The 22,725-nt window shown below is 71.6% G+C and carries 20 protein-coding genes; 11 read left to right on the top strand and 9 right to left on the bottom strand.

The window, feature by feature from the left end:
* The first annotated feature begins 348 nt into the window (after nt 1–348).
* The 5 genes from ACSHV8_RS20285 to ACSHV8_RS20265 all read left to right on the top strand — a co-directional run bounded on the left by ACSHV8_RS20285 (nt 349) and on the right by ACSHV8_RS20265 (nt 5,466).
* The gene (locus ACSHV8_RS20285) at nt 349–1,935 is read left to right on the top strand and encodes a cellulase family glycosylhydrolase (protein ID WP_436535299.1); all 1,587 of its coding nucleotides are present in this window, start codon (nt 349–351) and stop codon (nt 1,933–1,935) included.
* A gap of 136 nt (nt 1,936–2,071) precedes the next feature.
* A complete protein-coding gene (locus tag ACSHV8_RS20280; protein WP_436535298.1) occupies nt 2,072–3,148 on the top strand; it encodes a methyl-accepting chemotaxis protein in 1,077 nt (358 codons plus the stop codon).
* A 67-nt stretch (nt 3,149–3,215) separates the two neighbouring features.
* A complete protein-coding gene (locus ACSHV8_RS20275) occupies nt 3,216–3,992 on the top strand; it encodes a metallophosphoesterase family protein (RefSeq protein WP_436535297.1) in 777 nt (258 codons plus the stop codon).
* 33 nt (nt 3,993–4,025) lie between these two features.
* Nucleotides 4,026–4,808: an alpha/beta hydrolase gene (locus tag ACSHV8_RS20270; protein WP_436535296.1), complete on the top strand. Its 783-nt coding sequence runs from the start codon at nt 4,026–4,028 to the stop codon at nt 4,806–4,808.
* 46 nt (nt 4,809–4,854) lie between these two features.
* Nucleotides 4,855–5,466: a VOC family protein gene (locus tag ACSHV8_RS20265; protein ID WP_436535295.1), complete on the top strand. Its 612-nt coding sequence runs from the start codon at nt 4,855–4,857 to the stop codon at nt 5,464–5,466.
* 100 nt (nt 5,467–5,566) lie between these two features.
* Here ACSHV8_RS20265 and ACSHV8_RS20260 read toward each other — a convergent pair whose 3' ends face one another.
* Complete coding sequence (locus tag ACSHV8_RS20260; RefSeq protein ID WP_436535294.1) at nt 5,567–6,160, bottom strand: SDR family NAD(P)-dependent oxidoreductase; 594 nt, start codon at nt 6,158–6,160, stop codon at nt 5,567–5,569.
* 158 nt (nt 6,161–6,318) lie between these two features.
* Between ACSHV8_RS20260 and ACSHV8_RS20255 the strand changes: the two genes are divergently transcribed.
* The 4 genes from ACSHV8_RS20255 to ACSHV8_RS20240 all read left to right on the top strand — a co-directional run bounded on the left by ACSHV8_RS20255 (nt 6,319) and on the right by ACSHV8_RS20240 (nt 9,251).
* Nucleotides 6,319–6,804: a sigma-70 family RNA polymerase sigma factor gene (locus ACSHV8_RS20255; RefSeq protein ID WP_436535293.1), complete on the top strand. Its 486-nt coding sequence runs from the start codon at nt 6,319–6,321 to the stop codon at nt 6,802–6,804.
* Nucleotides 6,805–6,834: 30 nt separating this feature from the next.
* The gene (locus ACSHV8_RS20250) at nt 6,835–7,023 is read left to right on the top strand and encodes a hypothetical protein (RefSeq protein ID WP_436535292.1); all 189 of its coding nucleotides are present in this window, start codon (nt 6,835–6,837) and stop codon (nt 7,021–7,023) included.
* Nucleotides 7,024–7,470: 447 nt separating this feature from the next.
* Nucleotides 7,471–8,445: a hypothetical protein gene (locus ACSHV8_RS20245; RefSeq protein ID WP_436535291.1), complete on the top strand. Its 975-nt coding sequence runs from the start codon at nt 7,471–7,473 to the stop codon at nt 8,443–8,445.
* Between the two features lie 179 nt (nt 8,446–8,624).
* Entirely contained in the window at nt 8,625–9,251 is a 627-nt protein-coding gene (locus ACSHV8_RS20240) for a TetR/AcrR family transcriptional regulator (protein ID WP_436535290.1), read from the top strand.
* Nucleotides 9,252–9,491: 240 nt separating this feature from the next.
* Here ACSHV8_RS20240 and ACSHV8_RS20235 read toward each other — a convergent pair whose 3' ends face one another.
* Nucleotides 9,492–10,538, bottom strand: coding sequence for an alanine racemase (locus ACSHV8_RS20235; RefSeq protein ID WP_436535289.1), 1,047 nt, complete (start codon nt 10,536–10,538; stop codon nt 9,492–9,494).
* A 111-nt stretch (nt 10,539–10,649) separates the two neighbouring features.
* Between ACSHV8_RS20235 and ACSHV8_RS20230 the strand changes: the two genes are divergently transcribed.
* Nucleotides 10,650–11,303 (top strand): SMI1/KNR4 family protein, encoded by a 654-nt coding sequence (locus ACSHV8_RS20230; RefSeq protein ID WP_436535288.1) that lies wholly within the window; start codon nt 10,650–10,652, stop codon nt 11,301–11,303.
* Here the strand turns inward: ACSHV8_RS20230 and ACSHV8_RS20225 are convergent.
* The 4 genes from ACSHV8_RS20225 to ACSHV8_RS20210 form a co-directional block, all read right to left on the bottom strand.
* Nucleotides 11,300–12,916 carry an ABC-F family ATP-binding cassette domain-containing protein gene (locus ACSHV8_RS20225; RefSeq protein WP_436535287.1) on the bottom strand — a complete coding sequence of 539 codons (1,617 nt, stop codon included), beginning with the start codon at nt 12,914–12,916 and terminating at the stop codon, nt 11,300–11,302. The genes ACSHV8_RS20230 and ACSHV8_RS20225 overlap by 4 nt on opposite strands.
* Before the next feature lie 175 nt (nt 12,917–13,091).
* On the bottom strand, nt 13,092–14,465 hold the full coding sequence (locus tag ACSHV8_RS20220) for an FAD-binding oxidoreductase (protein WP_436535286.1): 1,374 nt from the start codon (nt 14,463–14,465) through the stop codon (nt 13,092–13,094).
* Between the two features lie 59 nt (nt 14,466–14,524).
* Nucleotides 14,525–15,277 (bottom strand): AfsR/SARP family transcriptional regulator, encoded by a 753-nt coding sequence (locus tag ACSHV8_RS20215; protein WP_436536834.1) that lies wholly within the window; start codon nt 15,275–15,277, stop codon nt 14,525–14,527.
* Between the two features lie 87 nt (nt 15,278–15,364).
* Entirely contained in the window at nt 15,365–16,069 is a 705-nt protein-coding gene (locus tag ACSHV8_RS20210) for a TetR/AcrR family transcriptional regulator (RefSeq protein ID WP_436535285.1), read from the bottom strand.
* A 75-nt stretch (nt 16,070–16,144) separates the two neighbouring features.
* Between ACSHV8_RS20210 and ACSHV8_RS20205 the strand changes: the two genes are divergently transcribed.
* Nucleotides 16,145–17,389 (top strand): cytochrome c biogenesis protein/redoxin, encoded by a 1,245-nt coding sequence (locus ACSHV8_RS20205; RefSeq protein ID WP_436535284.1) that lies wholly within the window; start codon nt 16,145–16,147, stop codon nt 17,387–17,389.
* Nucleotides 17,390–19,044: 1,655 nt separating this feature from the next.
* Here ACSHV8_RS20205 and ACSHV8_RS20200 read toward each other — a convergent pair.
* Genes ACSHV8_RS20200 through ACSHV8_RS20190 form a run of 3 tightly spaced genes read right to left on the bottom strand, consistent with a single transcriptional unit; the run spans nt 19,045 to nt 22,686 of the window.
* Complete coding sequence (locus ACSHV8_RS20200) at nt 19,045–19,920, bottom strand: intradiol ring-cleavage dioxygenase (protein ID WP_436535283.1); 876 nt, start codon at nt 19,918–19,920, stop codon at nt 19,045–19,047.
* A 40-nt stretch (nt 19,921–19,960) separates the two neighbouring features.
* Nucleotides 19,961–20,941, bottom strand: coding sequence for a maleylacetate reductase (locus ACSHV8_RS20195; RefSeq protein WP_436535282.1), 981 nt, complete (start codon nt 20,939–20,941; stop codon nt 19,961–19,963).
* Complete coding sequence (locus tag ACSHV8_RS20190; protein WP_436535281.1) at nt 20,938–22,686, bottom strand: FAD-dependent oxidoreductase; 1,749 nt, start codon at nt 22,684–22,686, stop codon at nt 20,938–20,940. The genes ACSHV8_RS20195 and ACSHV8_RS20190 overlap by 4 nt, the downstream gene beginning before the upstream one ends.
* Nucleotides 22,687–22,725 lie beyond the last annotated feature (39 nt).

The raw sequence follows: 22,725 nt of genomic DNA, 5'->3' as shown, positions 1-22,725 counted from the left end.
GGAGCGGCCCCGCCCAACCCTGTCCGCGACCTCCGCCGCGCTCAAGGCCGCCGCGCGCCGCGCGCTCCCGGCTGGCGCTGAGGGCTGCCTCAAGGGCCCCGAGACAACCCTCAGCGCCAGCCGGGACCCGCAGCCGCGCCGCGAGGCCGGCCAGCGACGGGGTCGCGTGGGGCTGGGCGGGCGTGGGAGTGGCGGGCTGGGCGGGGGTGGGCTGCGCCCGTACCGGAAAGGGGGTTTGGGGTTGAACCGGATGGTGCCTGGACGGCAACCGGGCTGAACTCCGCGTGATCGTGTGGCGACCGAAACGGACACTGCCGCGACGATGACGTGAAGGGACGCCATACCTCGATGAGCAGTGACCGCTTTCGTGCCGTTGCCCTGTCCTGCCTGCTGACCGCTGGTGCTCTGGCGCCGTCGGTGCCGGCCCTGGCCGACGACGCGCCGGGTGACCCGGCCACCACCGCCGGTGTCAGCCGGCCGGACGACCCTGCCGCCGGTGTCAAGGACCCGGGCGCCCCGGGCGCAGCCGGGGTGGACGACTCGGCGACTTCGGCCGCCGGGGTGAACTCGCCGACCCTGGCCGGGCGTCTGGCCGCCGTGGCCGATGCGAAGACGATGAACTACTACCCGTCCGGGGCCGGTTGGTCGGCGATGTGGACGCGTTTCGACGCCGTGCAGGTCGACAGCGACCTGGCCCGGATCGCCGCGCTCGGCGCGGACAGCGTGCGGATCGTCGTCTTCCCGAGGGTGTTCGGGTTCCCGACGCCGGATCCCGAGTACCTGGACCGGCTCGGCGACTTCATCAGCATCGCCGCGATGCACAACCTGACCGTGAAGCTGACCCTGTTCGACTGGTGGTCGCGGTACAAGAGTGTGCGCGGCAGCGTCGAGTGGGCCGAGGCCGTGATCGGCCCCTACACCGACGATCCGCGGGTCATCGCGGTCGAGGTCAAGAACGAGATGTCGCCGGAGGACGAGCCGGCGGTCCGCTGGGTGCGTCACGTCCTGCCGGCGATCCGCGAGTTCGCGCCGACGATGCCGTTGACCGTCTCGGTGGACGGGCATGCCGGCCCGGACGGCCTGGCCGAGTTGCGTGACGTGCTCGGGGACGTGCGGCTCGACTACTACGACTACCACTTCTACGGCGAGTCCGAGCAGGCCCTGGCCGACATCCGCCGGGCCCGGGCCGCGGTCGCGCCGGATCTCATGGTGATCGGCGAGACCGGGTTGAGCACGGGGGTCGGCAGCCCGGGGGAGCAGGCCGCCTACCTGGCCCGGGTGTTCCGGGCGGCCGCGGTCGCCGGTGTCGGCTCGGTGTCGCCGTGGACGCTCACCGACTTCTCGGCGGGCGCGATCCCGGCCGGGTCGATGGTGGCGACGCTGCCCGCGCAGTACCAGTTCGGCCTGTATCGCACCGACGGCACGGCCAAGCCGGCCGCCGCGGTCGTCCGGGCCGCCTGGCGGGGCACCGAGAGCAGCGACGACGTGCTGGACCTGAGCTTCGAGCAGGACAACGACGACTCGCCGTGGCGGGACAACCTGCCCGAGGTGGGGGTGGCCACGCAGACCACCGAGTACGCGCACTCCGGCACCCATTCGGTCCGGTTCTCCGACACCGGGCGGGACATGCGCGGGCTGCCGTCCCTGCGGATCTCCCCGGTGACGCCGGTCCGTGGCGGTCAGGAGTGGTCGGCGTCGGCCTGGGCGCGCGGCGAGGACGCCACCGGGACCAACGAGATCGCGCTGAGCTGGTTCGACGACGAGGGACGGTGGATCCGGCAGGACCGGTCGGCGCGGCTGCCGCACGGCACGACCGACTGGACGAAGCTGACCGTGGACGTGATCGCGCCGGACGACGCGGCCGGCGTCCAGCTGCACCTGAAGTCCGGCGACAACGCGGGCTCGGTCTGGTTCGACGACGTCAGCCTGTCCTGATCCTTCGACACCGTCGGGACTTTCGGCCCTGGTCTCTGCGCATTTCGCCGCGAAAACTATGAAAGCCGCAATACGGGCGGACAGGTGAACCAGCGTGCGACCGCAGTTGCCGAGAGAACGAGGGTGGCTTCCACAAATGATCATCACACGGTCCCGGGCCGCGAGCGGCCGGCGAACTGTCAAGGCCGGCGGCGCCGCGGGGGCCGACCCGGTGGAGGCGGGCGCCCGTCACATCCTCGACTGCGTGCAGGCGAACATCTTCGTGGCCGACCTCGCGCTGAACATCGTCTACGCGAACCCGCGGGCGTTGCGGACCCTGCGGGTCATCGGCCCGGAGATCGAACGGATCTTCGGGGTACGGGTCTCCGACATCCTCAACGGCAGCATCCACCGTTTCCACAAGGATCCCGGGCGCATCGACCGGATCCTGACCGATCCCGCCTTCGAACCTCGCGACGCCGCCTTCACGTTCGGCTCGATCACCCTCGACACCCACATCAACCAGGTCAAGGACGCTCACGGCGCGATCATCGGATATGTGGTGGCGTGGGAGGACGTGAGCGCCCGCACCGCGGCCGAGCAGCACTCCCGGGTGGTGACCGACCGGCTCGGTGACACCCTGACCACGACCGGCGAGGCCAGCGGCTCCCTGCAGTCGGTGGCCAGTGCGATGGAGCAACTGTCCGCCACGGTCGCCGAGATCGCCCGCAGCGAGAGCCAGGCGTCCGAGGTGGTGGTCGACGCGGTGGCCGCGATCGAGTCGGCGACGGCGACGATGGGCCGGCTCACCGAGGCCTCGGGCCGGATCGACGAGGTGGTCAGCACGATCTCTCAGATCGCCCGGCAGACGAACCTGCTCGCGCTGAACGCCACGATCGAGGCCGCCCGGGCCGGCGACACCGGCAAGGGATTCGCCGTCGTCGCCGGCGAGGTGAAGGACCTGTCCACCGCCACCCAGACGGCGACCGAACGCATCGGCGAGCTCATCGCGAGCGTGCAGACGCTCAGTTCCCTGGCCGGTGCCGAGATCTCGAAGATCGCCGGAATCGTGGACGCCGTCCGGGCCAACCAGAGCTCGGTCGCGGCCGCGGTGGAGGAGCAGACGGCCACCAATCACGAGATCACCCGCAGCCTGACCGACGCGGCCGGCAAGGTGCTCGCCGTCACCGACGACCTCACGACGTTCCTGAGCTCGGTCACCGGCCGATCCTGACCACGACGCGGTGGCCCGTCGCAGCCGTCCGCGCGGCTCCGACCGGCCAGGGTCCTAGGATCGGGGCGTGCCCCGGCTGGATCGCATCGCGCTCATCTCCGACGTTCACGGGAACCTGACCGCGCTCGAGGCTGTCCTGAACGACATCGACGAGCGGGGGATCGAGCACGTCTACAACCTCGGCGACTACGTCGGGAAGGGGCCGCGCGGGCGCGAGGTGATCGACCTCTGCCAGGAGCGGTGCCAGGTCAACATCCTCGGGAACTGGGACGACTTCCTGCCCGACCCGGCGCGGGCCTACGACAGCGAGGCGATGCGGTGGTGGCGCGACCAGCTGGGCGAGGGGCAGGGCAAATGGCTGCGGGACCTGCCGTTCTGTCATGACTTCTGGCTGAGCGGCCGCCTGGTCCGGCTGTTCCACGCGTCCGCGACGAGCGTCCACCACCGGGTGCGCTTCGACCACGACGAGGAGCAGTTCCGGGGGATGTTCGCCAACACCCCGGCCACCGGGTTCGACGGCCCGGAGCCCACCATCGTCGGGTACGGCGACACCCACGACCCGTTCTACGAGGTCGGGCCGGGCGGCCGGACACTGTTCAACACCGGCAGCGTCGGCAACTCGATGGACGACCCGACCCCGGTCTACGCGATCGCCGAGGGCGTGCTCGGTTCCCGGGAACCGGCGTCGTTCGCCATCCAGTTCGTCCGCGTCCCCTGCGACCTGGAGGCCGAGCTGGCCGAGGCCGCGCGGCTGGGCATGCCCGAACTCGACGGCTACGTCTCGGAGCTGCGGCACGGCATCTACCGCGGGCGGACGGCATCGCGCTATCACGGCGGGAACTGAACTCCGCACCCTCCGATGCGTTGTGGGAAGTCGATGGAACTCAACGAGACACAGCCGTCCCGCCTGCTCAGCCACGGCGGGCAGACCGAGCGGGCCGTGCTTCTGCTGCACGGGTACACGCACGACCCGTCGCAGATGGCCGGGCTCGGGGCGGAACTGTTCGCCCGCGGGCACAACGTGTGGATCCCGCGGGCGCCGGGGCACGGCCTGTCCGACCCGCAGGGTCACCGGTCGATCACCAAAGGGCAATTGATCGCGTACGCGAACAAGGGTCTTGAATTCACCAAAGAACTCGGCGTCGAGGTGGGCGTCGTGGGCATCTCCGGTGGCGCGGTGCTCGCCGCCCGGCTCGCGGCGGACGCCGGCAACGACGTACGCCGGATGTTGCTTCTCGCCCCGTTCTTCCGCCCGGATCCGGCACAGGCACCGTCGGCCCTGGTGGCGGCGATGACACTCCTGTACGGGCGGCGCCTGATCCCGGACCGGATCACCTCCCGTGGCTACTCGCTGCGCGCGGTCGCCCAGTACCTGGCCGTCGCCCGTACCCTGCGCCCCGCCTGCACCGGCCTGCGGAGCCTGGCCCTGGTCCTCGGCTCGGACGACACCGTGGTCGACGCCGGGGCGGCGATCGCCGTCGCCGGGGACCTGGCCCGGTCGAACGGGATTCCCCTGGCGCTGCACACGGTCACCGCGGGGCACGACGTGCTCAAGGCCCCGGGGGTCGAGGGGCTCTACGCGGACCTGTACGAGGGCGGCCCCGGGGGTTCACCAGTGCCTCTCACTGGGGCGACCGGGCCCACCACCACGGGAGAGTGAGGTCCACGGGATGCCGAGGGGCATTCTCACAGCGGAGGAGCTGACAATGGTGGACTTCAAGGTCGAGATCGTGGTCCTGCCGGTCTCGGACGTGGACCGGGCCAAGGCCTTCTACAACGGGCTCGGCTGGCGCGAGGACGTGGACTACACGGGCCCGGACGATTTCCGCGTGGTGCACTTCACCCCGCCCGGATCGGCCGCGTCGATCATCATCGGCAGCGGGATCACCGAGGCCGCAGCCGGCTCCAGCCACGGCGTCCACCTGGTCGTCGACGACATCGAGGCGGCCCGGGCCGACCTGGTCGCCCACGGCGCCGCGCCCAGCGAGATCTTCCACGACGCGGGCGGCGTCTTCCACCACGCCGGCACCGTCGCCCGGGTGCCCGGGCCGCACCCGGACCACCAGTCGTACGGCTCGTTCCTGACCTTCAGCGACCCCGACGGCAACCTGTTCACGCTGCAGGAGGTCACCCAGCGTCGCCCCGGCCGGATCAGCCACGTCGTCTACGGCTCGGCCGCCGAACTGGAGCAGGCGCTGCGGGACGCGGCGATCGCGCACGGCAAGCACGAGGCCGAGGAACTGGACGGCAAGTACGACGAGAACTGGCCGGGCTGGTACGCCGCGCACATGGCGGAGGCCGCCGGCCTGGAAGGCTGAACCGGCAGCGAACACGGCGGCGACCCCGAGAACCGGGGTCGCCGCCGTTGGTGTTTCCACAGGTGGATGGGGCCGGGCCCGGGCCGGCCCCATCCGCTCGTCATCCGTCGGCCGATCTGCTCGGCCCGGCCCGGCCCGGCGACAGCCGCAGCGGCGGGGCATCCTCGGCGACCGCCCGCACGATCTCCTCGGCCGCCCGGGCCGGGTCGCCGTCGCCCCACTCCACGATGATCACCCGGATGCCGAGCGGCGCCACCTCGGCCGCCAGCATCTCGAAGAAGCCTTCCGCGGCGAGCCGGGCGGGCCGGGCTGCACCCGTGGAGAGCTGCACGAACGTGCCGTCCCGCAGGACCGTCCGGGCCGCCTCGGTCACGTGCACCACCCCGAACAGATCGGCCTCGATCCGCTCCCGCAGCCCGTCCGTGTCCCCGGCCGAGGTGCCGCTGACCACGACGTCGAGCCGCCCGAAGGCTTCGACGGTGTCCCGCACGGCCCGGCGCGCCGCGGCCGGGTTGGTCACGTCCAGCGCGACCACCTCGACCCGCCCCGGGTAGGCGGCCACCAGGTCGGCCACGTCGTCCGGCCGGCGGGCGGTGGCCATCACCCGGGCCCCGGACTCGGCCGCCGCCACCACGACGGCCCGGCCCAGCCCGCGGGAACTCCCGGTGACCAGCCAGACCTTCGGCTCACCCATGCTCTCTCCTCCTCACGCGCGGTTGTTCCGGCCCCCACTCTGGCCGCCGGCCCCCGGGTGCGGGACCAGGGACCAGCCCTGGCCCGGGGGATACCAGGGTTCGCGACCAGTGCACCGCCCTGGGGCGACGGGCACCCCGGGCGGAGCACCGTGAGTTCATGAGCACTGACCGCATGACCGACCTGCACACCCGCCACGCGGCGGCCCTGCTGACCTACCTGACCGGTTTCACCGGCGGCAACCGGCCGAGCGCCGAGGACCTCGTCCAGGAGACGATGCTCCGCGCCTGGCGCCACCTGGACACCGTCCCCGAGGAGGACGAGAACGCGCGCCGCTGGCTGTTCACGGTCGCCCGCAACGTGGCCATCGACTCGCTGCGCCGCAAGCGGGCCCGCCCACCGGAGGTGGACCTGCTGGACACGGACACCGCGTTCGTGGACTGCACCGTCGAGACGGTGGTGGCCGTCGATGCGCTGCGCCGGGGGATCCGGGGACTGAGCAGCATGCATCGGCGGATTCTGAGCGAACTCTACGTGCAGGGCCGGACCGCGGGGGAGACCGCGGAACGGCTCGGTGTGCCGATCGGGACGGTCAAGTCCCGCGCCCATTACGCGATGCGCTCGCTGCGTGCCGCGGTCACCTGAGAAATCCGTACCCCGGAAGGGAATTTGATCGTGAATGCTGCCCGGATCGCGCCGTTCGCCGTCGCCGCGGCGTTCGGACTCGCGTTCGCCTCGGCCTGCGACGACGAGATGTCGGTGGCCGACGCCTCGGTCGCCGCGGCGTCCGGACCGGACCACTCCGACCCGCCGACCCACGTCCGCCAATGGGTGGAATCGTCCTACCGGAAAGAGTTCCCGTGACATCGCGCCATCACGTCTTCGGCCGGGGGCCGACAGCTCTTTGTGGCCTCGCCCGGCGGTCTCGGCGGCCATGGGAAAAACGAAGATCAATTTCTTCATTGCCTATGTCCGCCGTGGTCCGGATCGTCGCTCCCGCGGGGACCCTTCCGGGCTTCGCAGGCCGCTGGCGCGGCCAGAACGCGAAGCCCGGAAGGGCGATCTCCGTGGGTGGTTGCGGTTACCCCACAAAACCCGTTCTCGGCGGCGACAGCGTTTACCGGGCGCGCGCCGACAAGCGCTGTCGTTCCGGTCCGGGCGTGCACCGATAAGCGCTGTCGTCCCGGTCCGGCACGCACCGATCTCCGGTTCGGCACCCGGTCTCGACGTGCCGGCCGCGGCCGGGTTCACCACTGTGACGAAGGTATCGCCGATTGGCAATTATTCATTATAGTGCCCTATAACTGACGCATGTCCAACGTTGTGAACTGGAACGACGCCGAGCAGGACGCCTTCGCCGGAGACCTCGTCACGATCTTCGCGTACACCACCCCGGCCGGCGGCGCCGTGGCCATCCCGGTCTCGCCCACCGGCGGCGTCGACCGCGCCGCCGGCGAGATCTCGGTGACCACGTCACTGGCCTTCAACCGCAAGCTCCGGCACCTGCTGCGCGACCCGCGCGTGGCGATGGCCTACCACACCCGTGAGCACGGCTTCGCCTCCGGCGACGACTTCATCCTGGCCCAGGGCGTCGCGACCGTGCCGCTGGAACCCTCCCCGGCCCGCCTGGCCGCGATCCAGCCGGACATGAACCGTTTCCTCGGCGCCGCACCCACCGGCCCGGTCTGGGACTGGCTGCTGCGCGAGTACCACCAGCAGCGCGTCGTCATCGACATCACGGTCCGGCGGGTCGCGACCTGGCCCGCCCTCGACGGCCGCGGCGCCCTGCGCGTCACCGGCGAGCCCTGGCCGGCCGAGGCCGCGGCCCCGCAGGAGCCCCCGGCCAAGGGCACCGCCCCGCGCGTCGACCCGGCCAAGCTCCACAAGCAGATCCACAAACTCCCGCACCAGGTGATCGCGTTCCGCGGCGCCGACGGCTTCCCGCTGGTCCTGCCGGTCCGAGCCGCCGCCCCGGACTCGCGTGGGCTGCGCCTGGAGTTCGCTCCGGGCCTGCTGCCCGAGGGCGGCCGGCGGGCCGGTTTCGCGGCCCACTCGTTCGGCCCGCAGGCGATCGGCCTGGCCACCCGCTGGGCCACCGGCTGGCTGGAGGTCAGCGGCGGCGAGGCCTACTACGCCCCGCACACCTCGGCCGGTTTCGTCGCCCCGCCGATCAAGACGATCCAGACGTTCGTCAACGGCGTCATGGCCAAGCAGGGCATCCGCAGGGCCCGCCGCGACGGCACCCTCACCGAACTGGCCGCCCTGAAGTCCACCACGACGCGCTGAGCCCCGCGCAAGGACGGCCATGCGCCCGTCCCGGCCGCCGCGCAGCAATTTCTCCGGTGCCCGGCAAAACGCGGAACATTCATTCGGTCGACGTCGACATTCGCTTTCCGAATAGGGTGGGTTCGGCAAATGAAGCCGGGTCCGGAGGCGGTTCGATGCGGAAGCTACGATCCGTTGTCGTGGCAGTCAACCGGTATCACTCGCCGCGGCGGGCGGACGCCGCCGCCGCGACCCGGGCCGAGATCCTGGCCGTCGCCCGGGACTTGTTCACCCGGGACGGCTATGCCGAGACCACGGTCCCGAGGATCGCCCGCGGCGCCGGGGTGGCCGTGCCCACCGTCTACAGCAGCGCCGGCGGCAAGGCCGACATCCTGGCCGCGCTGCTCCTGCCGATCATGGAGGACCCGGCGGCCGAGGAGACCGGTTCGGCCGTCCTGTCCACGTCCGACGGCGCCGAGATCATCCGCCTGCTCGGATATGGCACCTGGCAGAACCACGTCCGCCACTGGGACACCATCGTCGAACTGTTCCCGCAGGCCCGCGCCGAGCCGTCGGCCGCCGCCGTCCACGACCGGATCCTGCAGGGCTACCAGCAGGCGGTCGGCCTGATCGCCGACCGGTTGTCGGCCGTCGGCGCCCTGCGCGCCGGCCTGACCCGCGACGACGCCCACGACGTCCTGTGGTTCTATTTCGGCGCCGGTTCGTGGCCCGCCCTGGTCCGGGACCGCGGTTGGTCCCTGGAACGCACCCGCGACTGGCTGATCGCCGCCGCCTCAGCCGCGCTCCTCCCACCCACCGCGAGCTGACGAATGCCTCCGCGCCCGGATTCCACCGGGGGCCGGATCGAGGCCAGCGGTGCGCGGGGTGGAGGAGCCGGGTGCTCCCGTTTTTCCGGCTCGGGCCGGGGCACCTCCCGAAGTTCGTAATCCGATGCCGGGAAGAAGGGCCAGAACGCGCTCGTCAGAATCCATTCCATACCTGACACGGTCCCGCCCGGGCCGGCCCCGGCACGCCGGTGAGAACCCCTGGCCGTTCAACCCCAGGGGTCACGTGTTCGCGTTGCGGGCGGCCACCGGCCACCGGTCCACCTCGGTCCCGGCCGAGGTCACGACCAGTTCGTCGGCGAGGTTCACGGTCGTACACACATGATTGGGGACGACGCGGAGAACGTCGCCGAGCCGGGGCACCGGCACCCCGTCGGGGAGGGCGACGGTGGCGTGGTGCTCCGAGAGCGCGACGATCCGCGCGTCCGGATGGTCGACGAGCCGGCCGAACCCGGTCGCCCACGCCTGCCGGTCGGCGCCGAGGATCTTGCTGCCGGCGTCCAGGATGAACCGGTTCCCGGAGCGGCTCACCACCGTGGACAGCACGGTCAGCGCGATGTCGTCCCAGCTGCAGGTGCCGAGTTCCAGCTGCTGGGCGTCTCCGAACACGTACACCCCGGGTCGCATCTCGGTCAGCACGTCCGCGCTGGTCAGGGCCGCGGTCGGGGTCGAACCGCCGCTGCGGAGGCCCGGCGCCAGGCCCGCGGCGGCCTCGGTCAGCGCGGCCGCTTCCTCGTCGGCGGCCCGCTTCTGGCGATCGGGTCCGTAGGCGTGACCGGGGAACGTGAACACCCCCCGTACTGTCAATCCGGCCTTGTCCGCCGCGTCGGCGAGCCCGCCGGCCGCCCCGGGCGCGACTCCGCTGCGGTGATGTCCGCTGTCCACCTCGACCAGCACCTCCAGCCCCGGAACGGCCCGGGCCAGGGCTTGCGCGCTCTCCGCGGAGTCGATGCCGACCAGCAGCCGCACCCGGGACGCGAGGGCCCGCAGCCGGGCCGCCCGCTGCGGCGACGGCCAGATCGGATAGGCCAGGAACAGGTCGTCGAACCCGGCGTCGGCGAAGATCTCGGCCTCGCTCACGGTCGCCACGGTCAGCCCGGCCGCCCCGAGCTCGATCTGCCGCCGAGCGATCTGCACGCACTTGTGCGTCTTGGCGTGCGGCCGCAGTGCGATCCCGCGCCCGGCCGCCGCCTCGGCCATGGTCCGCAGGTTCCGCTCCAGCACGTCCCCGTCGACGATCACGCACGGTGTCGGCAGATCAAGAACCACAACAACCTCCTGAGGTACGGCGGGACGACCGCTCCAGTAAAGATCACCCGCGGACGGTCGCAACCTCGGGTTCGCCTGCGCCGACCGAGCCGCCGCCTGCACGATGACGGTATGCCCGGTCAGGTGACGACGCTCTGGCACGACATCGCCGAGTGGCTGCGACAGAATGCCCCGGCGTCCGCATCCGAGATTCGCCCGCCCGCCTCCGACGCCCTGATCGCCCAGGTCGAGGCCGAGATCGGCCGCCCGCTGCCGGCCGATCTGCGGGAGTGGTGGCAGCAGTCCGACGGCGTCGAGGAGCCGGAGCTCGCGTTCCTGCTGCCACCCGGCTTCGCCCCGCTGAGCTGCCGGGAAGCCCTGAGCCAGCGCGCGATGTCGCTGGAGATCACGGCGTCCTCCCCGTCCGGCGGGCCGCCGATCGACGAGGCCGGCGACGAGCGGGCCGCCGACTTCCACCCGCTGTTCCTGCCGATCGGCACGGACACGCTCGGCAACACCCTGTGCGCCGACCTCCGGGACGGCCGGCGGCACGGGTGTGTCGGCGAGTGGAACCACGAGGCCGGCTGGGACGACGCTCTGCGCTGGGAGAACGTCGCCGCCATGCTGGCCGACGTCCGCGCCGCCCTGGTCGACGGCCGCCCGGCGCTGGCCGACTACGCCTCCCGCCGGGGGCAGCGCTTCGCCGGCCGGGACGTCGACACCCCGGTCTTCTCGGCCGAGGTGACCGACGACGGCGAACTGGAATGGACCGATGAGGAGCCCTAGCCGGCGGCCTCGCTCAGACGACCGTCGGCCAGCCGCAGCCGACGGGTGATCCCGATCTCGGCCAGGAACCGTTCGTCGTGGCTGACCACGACGAACGCCCCTCGATAGGCGGCCAGCGCCGCCTCCAGCTGGCCCACACTGTCCAGGTCCAGGTTGTTGGTCGGCTCGTCCAGCAGCAACAGCTGCGGCGCCGGTTCGCCGAACAGCACACAGGCCAGGGTCGCCCGCAGCCGTTCGCCGCCGCTGAGCACCCGGACCGGCAGGTGCGCCCGCGTCCCCCGGAACAGGAACCGGGCCAGCAGGTTCATCCGTTCCGCGTCGGTCAGGGCAGGCGCCCATGCCGTCAGGTTCTCCAGCACCGTCCGGGCCGGGTCGAGCAGGTCGAGCCGCTGCGACAGGTAGGCCACGCGGCCGTCGGCCCGGGTCACGGTCCCCGCGTCCGGCGCCTGAGCACCGGTGATCAGGCGCATGAGCGTGGACTTGCCGGCGCCGTTGGGACCGACCAGGGCGATGCGCTCCGGTCCGCGGATGTCCAGGTCGACGCCGGAAGGATCAAAAACGGACTTTTCCCCGTACGCGATCTGCAGTTTCTCCCCGTGGAAGACGGTGCGGCCGGCCGGAACCGTGGTGCCCGGCAACTCGATCGCGATCCGATCCTCCGGCCGGGCCGCGCGGGACGCCTGGTCGAGGCGGGCCTGCGCGTCCCCGACCCGGTTGGCGTGCACCTCGTTGGACCGGGCGGCCGAGACCTGCGCGTCCCGCTTGAGGCCGCCGGCGACGATCCGGGCCAGCCCGGCGTCGGCGAGGTTGCGCGAGGCGTTGGACGCGCGCCGCTGGGCCCGCTCCCGGGCCAGCTGCATCTCCCGTTTCTGCCGCTTGAGGTCCTGCTCGGCGTTGCGGACCTGGCGTTCGGCGACGTCGCGTTCGGCCCGGACCGCCTCCGAATACGCCTCGAAGTTTCCGCCGTACCACCGGAGGTCGCCGTGGTCGAGGGCGGCGATCCGGTCCATCCCGTCGAGCAGCGCCCGGTCGTGGCTGACCACCAGCAGACAGCCGGACCAGCCGCGCAGCACCTCGGTCAGCCGTTCCCGGGCGGGCCCGTCGAGGTTGTTGGTCGGCTCGTCGAGCAGCAGCGCGTCGGGCCGTTTGAGCAGTTCGGCGGCGAGCCCGAGGGAGACCACCTGGCCGCCGCTGAGCGTGCCGAGCGGCCGGTCGAGCTCGATCCCGCCGAGCCCGAGCCGGTCCAGCTCGGCGCCGGTGCGCTCCTCGATGTCCCAGTCGCTGCCGATCGTGGTGAAATGCTCCTCGGTGGCGACCCCGGCCTCGATCGCGTGCAGGGCCGCGATGATCGGTTCGACGCCGAGCACCTCGGCCACGCTCTGCTCGGCCAGGAACGGCAGGTGCTGCGGCAGATACCCGAGCACGCCCTCGACGACGACGCTGCCGCCGCTCGGTGTCAGCTCCCCGGTGATCAGCCGGAGCAGCGTGCTCTTGCCCGACCCGTTGGCGGCGACGAGCCCGGTGCGCCCGTCCGGGACGGAGACCGACAGATCGTCGAAGACCGGGGTGTCATCCGGCCACGAAAACGACAGATTGGTGCAAATAATAGACATGAAGAGCCTTCGAGGGTACGGAGGTAAGACGCTGGTCAGGGAACGACGACATGGGCCACGCGGACGGCGCGATCAGGCGCGCTCGTCGGTGGCCGCATCAGGGCAGTAACCCCGAAACGTCGTCGTCCATGGACACAGCAGTTCTCCGTTCCCGGATCCCGATCCTAGCGCGCCGTCAGAGCGCCCGGATCGTGTGGTTCTTGCGGAACATCGAGGTCGGGTCGTACTTCGCCTTCACGGTCAGCAATCGGTCGTAGAGCTCCGGACCGTAGAGTTCCCGCAGCTCGGCCGCGTTCAGCGCCTCCTCCGGCCCGACGAAGTTGACCATGCGCCGGACGTCCGCCCACGGCCTCATCGAGCCGATCAGGAACTCCAGGTTGGCCGACTGCGCGGCCACGTCCGGCGGCGGCGCGATCTGCAGGCCGATCAGGTGGAACGGCAACCCGCGGCTGGGCACCGAGTCCGGACCGGCCGGCGCGACGTCGAGCGCGCCGCCGAGCGCCCGGACCTCGACGCTGACCAGCCGCAACGGGCTCTCCGGGCCGGTCAGCTCGATCAGCTTGTCCAGGGCCGCGTCGGGCAACGAGCCGAGCCCGACACAGCGGTGGATCGCCGGGGCCGGTTCGGTCGGGTCGTTGTGCAGGACCGCGGCGACCGGGAACGGCACCTCGGCCACTGTGTCGATGATCGCCGGGGCGACCGCCCGCATCGGCGCGACCAGGGCCGCCCCGGCCTCGGCCGACCCGACGTACGCGAACCGGACGTGCACCACGTTGGCACCGCGCAGCGGAGGCGGCAACTGCTCGAACGGCGGCAGCCACTGCACCGCGAACGATGTCGTCGCCTCGTCCGGCAGCGTCGCCTCCCAGTCCCGCCAGGCGTGCAGCACCTCGCGGATGTCGTGCCCGGAGAAGTAGAGGCCGCCGCCGTAGACGGTGGCGACCGGGAACAGGTCGATCTCCATGGCGGTGACCACACCGAAGTTGCCCTTGCCACCGCGCAGCGCGGCGAACAGGTCCGGCTCGTGCCCGGCGTCCACGGTCCGCGACTCGCCGTCGGCGGTGACGATGTCGAACGAGCGGACGTGGTCGGACGCGTACCCGTGCAGGCGGCCCAGGATCGGGCCCTGACCACCGCCGAGGACGTACCCGATCGCCCCGACCGTCACCGACGAACCGGACAGCGGGGCCAGACCGGCGGCGGCCGACGCGTCGATCACGGCCTGCCACCGGGCGGCGCCGGTGACCCGCGCGGTCCGCCGGTCGGCGTCGACGGTCACGCCGCTCATCCGGTCGAGGGTGATCAGCAGGGCGTCCGACGCGCGGTGGGTCTGCAGGTGACCTCCACCCCGTACGGCGACGGGCAGGTTGTTCGCGGCCGCGAAGCGGACCGCTGCTTGCACATCGGCGGTCGAGGCGGCACCGGCCACGGCCATCGGCGTCAGCGGGTGCGTCAGGTGGAAGGTGAAGGACTCCGCGGCGTAACCGGGGTCACCGGGCAGGAACAGGGGGCCGTCCAGCTCGCCGGCGAGCTTGGTGAAGTCGGTCATGTCACTGGTGACGTCCGTCCGGGGTCCGCGTTCAGCGCCCGCCCGGTTCACCTTTGTGATCAGGCTTGCACCGCGTTCAGGATCTCGGTGTAGGCGGTCTGCAGCTCGGTGCCCGGATCGACGCCCAGCTCGGCCGCCAGGAACTCGCGGACCCGCCGGTAGAGGGCGAACGCCTCGGCCTGCCGCCCGTCCGCGGCCAGCATCAGCATCATCCGGGCCTGCAGCACCTCGTCGAACGGGTGCCGCTCGGCGGCCCGGCGCACGGCCGGCAGGATCGCATCGACCCGGCCGGCCGCGATCGCCGCCAGGGCCGCCTCCCGGGCCACCACCGCGTACTCCTCGTCGATCGCCGCGAACGCCGAATACCGCCGGAACTCGCTGGTCCCGTCGTCGGCGCAGCGCCCGTGGGACATCGCCAGCGCCGCCCGGTACCGATCCACCTTCAGCGAGGTGAAGATCGAGACCCGGGCTTCCCCGGCCAGCCGCCGGAACCCGGTCAGATCGACGCTGTCCGCGGGGACGACCAGCCGATACACGCCGTCGCGGCCGGTCAGCAGCGACCCGCCGGAACGGGCCGGCAGACCCGGTTCGAGCAGGCGCCGCAGCGAACCGATGAACCGGTGCAGGCTGTTGACCGCGCTGGCCGGCGCATGATGCCCCCAGAGCATGGTGACGAACTCGTGAACGGCGACGTCGCGCCCGGCCCGCACGACCAGCAGCGCCAGCACCTGCCGCTGCTGCCGCGGCCCGGCACACAGCTCCCGGTCGCCGCGCCAGGCGCGCACCGGCCCGAGCACCTGAAAACGCAACATCTCCGTCACAGCGCGCCACCGTAGTCGATGCGACCCGGCTTTCGGAGCGGTCGAGATATAGGCCTCTCTAACGAACTTTGGCCGTTCTCATGCGTGGTGATCGCTGATCCGGATCAGCCACTCGGTCAGCAGCTCGGTCTCGGCCCGGCTCAGCGCGCCCGCCCCGGCCAACGCCTGGCGCAGAGCGCCGGCGTGGCTCTTCACCAGGTCCGAGGCTTCGGTTGCGGTGGGCGGGTGGTCATGGAGGACAATTTCCCGGCGTACGGCATTCCAGGCGGTTGCCGACACGCCGGCGTCCCGCTCGTGCGGGGGCAGGGCGAGCTGGCTGACGACGACACCGACACCGCCCGCGTGCACCAGGTGGGTCGCGCGCTCGACACTGGTGCGCAGGCGGCCGGCGGCGGCGATCCGCTCGACCATGCGGCGCAACCCGGTCACTGCCTCCTGCCGTACCGTCGAATCGGGTTGGTGATCTGCCGGTGCCGGACTGAAAGCGATCAGATAGAAGTCGGGCCGGGCCAGACCGAAGCGGACGTGCAGATCCCAGGCCCGGGCCAGGTCGGCGACCGGATCGGCGGTCTCACCGAGCGCGTCCTTGTCGGCCAGATACTCCCGCATCCCGAAGCCGGCGACCGCTTCCAGCAGCGCGGTCTTGTCATCGAAGAGCCGGTAGATGACCGGCGTCTGCACCCCGGCCGCCGCACTCACCGAACGGATCGTCACCGCGTCCCGTCCGGATTCGATCAGCAGCCTGCTCGCCGCGCGGATGATGCGATCCCGGGTTGTCTCCACCCCGGATACAACGTTCGCCGGGCGATCGGGTTCACAGGTGCCGAACTTCTCGGCCGGCCGTGCGTCGGGCCTCACATGAACCTCAGTCTCGCTCTGCTCGGCATCGTCGGCGGTGTCATCACCGGCCTGTCGCCGTGCGTCCTCCCGGTCCTCCCGGTGATCCTGCTGTCCGGAGGCGCCCAGGGCGCGCGGCCCGACGGCGACGGCCCCGGCCGCCGCCCCTACCTGGTGGTGGCCGGCCTGGTCACCAGCTTCACCGTGTTCACCCTGACCGGAACCCTGGCGCTGGCCGCGCTGCCGGTGCCGCCGACCGTGATCCGCTGGGCCGGCCTGGCCGCGCTGCTCCTGCTCGGCGCCGGCCTGATCGTGCCGCGGGTCGAACGCTGGCTGGAAGCCCCGTTCGCGTGGATCCCGCAGCGCACGGTCGGCGGGATCCACGGCGGATTCGTGCTCGGCCTGGTCCTCGGCGCCGTCTACGTCCCGTGCGCCGGACCGGTCCTGGCCGCGATCGCCGTCGCCGGCGCAACCGGGCAGATCGGCGCCTCCACCGTCGTGCTCGCGGCCGGATTCGCGCTCGGCACCGGCGCCAGCCTGCTGGTCTTCGCCCTGGCCGGACGCGCGGTGGCCGAACGGGTCACCGCGTTCCGCCGCCGCCGACGCGCCATCCGGATCGCCTCCGGCGTCGCCGTCGTCGGGCTGGCGCTCGCCCTCACGTTCAACGCGGCCGGCTTCGTGCAGCGGGCCATCCCGGACTACACCACCGCGCTGTCGCACGAGGTCGAGAAACTCGGCACCCTCGGCCCGGCCAAAGGTTCGACCGCGCCGGCGCCGCTGCAGGACTGCATCGACGACGCCCTCTACACCGCCCCCGACGGCGTCCACGACTGCGGCCCGGCGCCCGCGTTCCAGCAGGTCACACGGTGGCTGAACACGCCCGGCGGCCAGCCCGCGACCCTGGACGGGAAAGTGACGGTCGTCGACTTCTGGACGTTCGACTGCATCAACTGCAAGCATGTGATCCCGCACCTGCACGACTGGGCCGGTCGTCACCCGGATCTGCAGCTGATCAGCGTGCACACCCCGGAATACTCGTTCGAACACGACATCCCCGGCGTCGAGAAGGCCGCCGCGAAACTGGGCGTGACCTACCCGATCGCGGTCGACAACTCGTATGCGACGTGGTCGGCCTGGGGTGTCCAGGCGTGGCCGACGGTCTTCGTCATCGACAAGAGCGGGGCGGTTCGCTACATCGCCACGGGCGAGGGCAACTACGACAAGACCGAGCGGGTCATCGAGTCCCTCCTCCAGCAGCCCATGTAGCGGCTGTGGCTCTTCGCCCGCCGGGGCCGTGGCTCCTCGCCCGCCGCCGTTGTGGCTCCGGTCACTGTGGGTCCTGGCCGTTCCGACGGCCGTGGCCGTTCCGGCGATCCTGGCCGTTCCGACGGCCGTGGCCGCTCCGACGACCCTGGTCGCTCCGACGTCCGGGGCCGACTCGATCGTCCTGGACCGTGTCCGGCTGTTTGGGGTGTGCCCGCCCGGCTGGTGTCGCGCCCTGGCTTTGGAAACGGGCGGCCTAGACGCCCGGGCGTCGCGGCGGGAGAACCGACCAGACGATCATGGCTGGAGCTGCCAGGAGCTGCACGGATATGACGAGTGCGGAAACCGGCAGCGATGACGAGATGGTGCTGGCGTACAGACAGAATTGGATGCCGTCGAACTCCAGAACAGGCTCCCCCGACCTGCCAGTGCAGGGTGACGAGGGTATCCACCGCGCCATCCACGGCGAACATCATCAGAGCGGCCCCGCTGACGAGCACGATGTCCTTCAGCCCGAAGAAGCGACGGTTGCCGGCCGGCTCCTCGAGCAAAACCTCGGGACGATCGACGGCTCTCGTCGCGGCGACAACGGCCAGCGCCACCGCTGCTACCAAGGTCAACACTCCCGGCGCGGCCACGGTGAACAGATCCGCTGTGTCGGCCGCCGAGTACAGCGGGTACAGCCCGCGTCGGATCGCCGGAATCGCCACCAGCCCGGCCAGAGCCGCCCCGAGCCATCTCCAGGGTGCGCGGGGCATCCGGAACACGGCCCATATCGCGCAGCCCAGGGCAAGCGCCCGCAGGATCTCGGCCAGCTGCCCGTAGCGCAACTGCCCACGCGCATAATCCGCGATCGCCTCCGACACGACCGGGCAGCCCTGCGAGTTCCGAGCCGGCGGCCCGGGCGCAGGCGTCAGCTCGGCGACCAGGTTGATCGCCGCGGAAGCCGCCAGCAGCAGGCAGAAGCCCAGCAGCGCCCACCGCCCGGCCCGTGACCCCGAGCGACCCGGCAGCCCGACAAGAACGCCCAACGCCAGAAGCGCCGTCACCTCGGCGCCATGCTGCACCCCGGCCCCACCCGCACCCGCACCCGCGCCTGTCCACCCGCCCGCACCAGCGCCTGTCCACCCGCCCGGACCCGCGCCTATGCCCCCGCCCGGACCCACGTCGAGGCCACCGGCCGCGACGACCGTGGCCACACCGTAGACAGCAGCGATCACCACGGTCGAAGGGCGCACGCGCACCGATTCTCCCCGCCGCCCGCCCACACATCAGCCAAACCACACTTCCTCCGACGACGAGGCCCGCCCCCGCCGTCCACCACCCGGGCTGGACGTGTGGGCTGTGCGCCCCGCACCCGGGCTGGACGTGTGGGCTGTGCGCCCCGCACCCGGGCTGGACGTGTGGGCTGTGCGCCCCGCACCCGGGCTGGACGTGTGGGCTGTGCGCCCCGCACCCGGGCTGGACGCGTGGGCAGTGGCTCCCACGTCCCGGCTGTCACGTGGGCAGTGCGCTGGTGCTGGCGAGGCAAGAGCACCCTGCGCCAGCGGGGTCGCGGGGTCCTCGCGAGGCATCCCCAAGCGGCCCCCGCTGATCAGGCCCTCGGACAAGTCGTCTTGACCGCGCCGCAGGTTTCGGGCCTCGGGCTGATCCGTCGATCAGGTGGGCGGGGCCAGGACGATGTCGAAGCGGACGCGGGTCCAGGGGCGGTTGCCCAGGTCGCGGCCGTCCGGGGTGGGGGTGCCGGGGGACTGGGGTTCGAAGTCCTTGACCAGGGAGTCGCGGACGCCGAAGACGCTGTCCGAGTCGAGCAGGGCGTCGCCGCGGACGAAGATGTGGGTGACCAGGGTGCGCAGGCCCTCGGCCTGGACCATGAAGTGCAGGTGGGAGGCGCGCATCGGGGAGCGGCCGGTGGCTTCGAGCAGCTGGCCGACCGGGCCGTCGTGGGGGATCGGATACGGGGTGGGCACGATCGCCCAGAACCGGTACGACCCGTCCGGCCCGCTGTGCAGGTGACCGCGGGCGGCGGTGCGGTCGTCCGTGTACTGCACGTCGTAGAAGCCGTCGTCGTCGGCCTCCCACACCTCGATCCGTGCACCCGGCACCGGCTTGCCGTCGGTGTCCGTGACGACGCCCTCCACCCAGCATGCCTGCCCGGGTGCACCGCCGGCGATGTCGCCGCCGTGCGGGATCTCGGGGGAGCCCTCGACGAAGAACGGGCCGAACACGGTCGCCTCGGTCGCGTCCCGGTACGCCTCGTTGTTGACCGTCACGGTCTGCATGGATGCCCCGAGCACGTCGGAGAGCAGGATGAACTCCTGCCGCCGGTCGTCGGTGATGTGCCCGGTCGCGGTCAGGAACGCGATCGCCTGCTGCCACTCCGGCTCGGTCAGCCGCACCTCGCGGACGAACGCGTGCAGGTGCCGGGTCAGCGCCTGCATCACCTCCTTCAGCCGCGGATCGGGCGTGCCGTCGAACGACGCGACCACCCGCTCGGTCAGCTGCTCCTCACGGGCTTGCTGTTCAGCGCTCATCTCGGGTCCTCTCCCGCCTGGGCGTGGCGTAGGAAGTCGCTCATTTCGGTTCCTCTCCGGCCCACGCGTGGTGCAGCAGTTCGGTCAGGGTTTCGGCGGTGACCGGCACCGGGTTGCCGGGCGGCACGACCGGCAGGATCGCGGTGACCGCGGCCGGGATGTCGGTCTCGCGGAAGCCGTAGTCGCGCAGCGCCCGCGGCGCGCCGACCTCGTCCCGCAGGTCGCTCAGCCCGGCCAGGACCTCGGCGATGTGCGGCGGAACCCCGGAGATGTTCAGCGCCGTCACATACGGCAGGACCACCGCGTGGGTCTGGGCGTGCGGCAGGTTGAACATCCCGCCGAGCACGTGGCAGATCTTGTGATGCAGCCCCGAACCGGCCGACGCGAACGCCACCCCGGCCAGGTAGGCCCCGAAGAGCGTCTGCTCCCGGCCCTCCAGATCGTGTCGGGGCAGGCCGGCCCGCAGTGCCCGGATGCCCTCCAGCGCGAGCGCCTGGTTGATCGGGTCGGCGCGTGGCGCCCACATCGAGTCGACGCAGTGCGCGAGGGCGTTCAACCCGGAGGCGACGGTCAGGTCGTCGGGCAGGGATCGGGTCAGCGCGGCGTCGTAGACGATCGTCCGCGGCAGGACGCGCGGATCCGAGCCGGTGGTCTTCTGACCGTTCTCGGTCAGGCCCCAGACGTTGGTGGCCTCGGACCCGGCGAACGTGGTCGGCACCGCGACGATCGGCAGGCCGGTGGTCAGCGCGACCGCCTTGGCCAGCCCGGTGGCCGACCCGCCACCGACGCTGACCAGCACGTCGTGTTTCTCCGCGGCGTCCCGGGCGCGGGCCGCGACCTCGACCGGAACGTGCATCGCCACCTCGCGGAACCGGGCCGCGCCGGGCAGCACCTCCTCGGCCCGGGTGGAGATCACCAATGGTCGTTCGCCGAGGCGGGCGACCTCGTCGGGCAGGCGTTCGAACGCCTGGCCGGTGGCGAAGACCACGCGCTGCGGCAGGGTCTCGTGGGTGAAGTTCATGCTCGTCGTCCCAGGATCGTGGCCAGCGCGTCGCGCAGGGCCTGGTGCGGATCGGCCGGCAGCCGCATCGAGCGCCAGCCGATGTGTTTGTCCGGCCGGACGAGGATCGCCCCGTCCTCCTCGACCTCGCGGACGCGGGCCCAGTCGTAGTACAGATCGGTGACCGCCCGGCCGGGGCCGATCACCACAGTCTCCACCGGGACGCCGAGATCCTGGGCGACCTTCTCCGCGGCGGCTGTCCAGGCCTCGCCGGCGATGCCGGTGAGCAGGGTGAACCGGGTCATCGGGGCCAGGTCGAGGGTCGAGACGCGGTCGTGGGCGTCGCCGACCCACACGTGCGGCAGCCGCGCGCCGGGGACCGTGGAGGGCTCGTAGAACAACTCCGGATCCCGCGCCGGTGCGGGGCGCGACGAGCCGTCGGGGACGATCGCGGCCGACTCGTAGAACTGGCCGAGCTCGACGCCGTGCGCGTTGAACTCGTAGTGTTTGAGCTCCATCGCGGACACCAGGGCGGCCCGTTTCGCCGCGCCCGCCGGGGTGTTCGCCTTCCGCTCCTCGATGCGGGCGGCCATCTCGGTCTCATCCTTCGCGTCGAGCAGGCCCAGGACCTCGAAGAACTGGACGAACTCGCGGCTCGACTTGTTGGCCCGGGTGACGATCTGCTCGGCGACCGGGGCGCGCTCGGTCGTATACGTCTCCAGCAGGGCGGGATCGGCCTGCCCGCGCAGCACCGCGGCGAGTTTCCAGGCCAGGTTGTAGGAGTCCTGGATCGAGGTGTTGGACCCGAGACCGTTGGACGGCGGGTGCCGGTGCACGGCGTCGCCGGCGCAGAACACCCGTCCCTGGTGCAGCCGGGTCGCATACATCTCGTTGTTGCCCCACAACGAGGTGCCGGTGATCTCCACGTCGATGTCGGGCAGGCCGAGCAGGCCACGGACGATCGCGACCGCGGCGGCCTCGTCGACGACCGGTGGTGGCTGGGCGATGTCATAGCCCCAGACGATCAGCCATTCGTCCCACGGCCGGACCATGCGGACCAGGCCGGCGCCGATGCCGCCGACGTTGGACCCCGGCTGAATCACCCAGTACAGCACTGAGGGGCGCTTCCCCACGTACGCCGAAAGGTCTGCTTTGAAGTTGATGTTCATCGACCCGGCGATGTCCATCGCGCCCTCCATCGGCAGCCCCAGATCCTCGGCCACCTGGGAGCGCGCACCGTCGGCGCCGATCACATATTTCGCGCGGATCGTGTATTCCTGACCGGTCACCCGGTCGCGGACCAGCACGTCGACGCCGTCATCGTCCTGCTTAAGGCGTAGATATTCGGTGGAGAACAGGGTCCGGGTGCCTCGCTCGGTGGCGTTGCGGACCAGGATCGGCTCCAGATAGGTCTGCGGGATGTCGACCGGCAGGCAGGGCGAGGCCAGCTCATAGTCCCCGTGCCGGCCCGGATGCGTGCCCCAGGTGAGGATGCGGCCGATCTCCTCACCGGCGATCGCGGTGCAGAAGACGGTGTCGCCCATCAGATGATGCGGGGTCGCGTCGGCCAGGACCTGCTGCTCGATGCCGGCGTCGCGGAAGACCTCCATCGCGCGCTGGTTGGTGATGTGCGCCCGGGGTGTGTTCGCCGTCCAGCGATACTTCGTGATCATGATGTTCGGGATGCCGAGCGTGGACAGCAGCAGAGCCGCGCCCGCACCGGCCGGGCCCGAGCCCACGACGAGAACATCGGTGGTCACCACCATGGCTTGCCTCCTCCACGCCTGCGGTCCCGGCAAGTGTGG

Source organism: Actinoplanes sp. HUAS TT8 (genome assembly GCF_051380535.1).
GTDB lineage: Bacteria > Actinomycetota > Actinomycetes > Mycobacteriales > Micromonosporaceae > Actinoplanes.
This window is presented reverse-complemented; position numbering and strand designations above follow the sequence as displayed.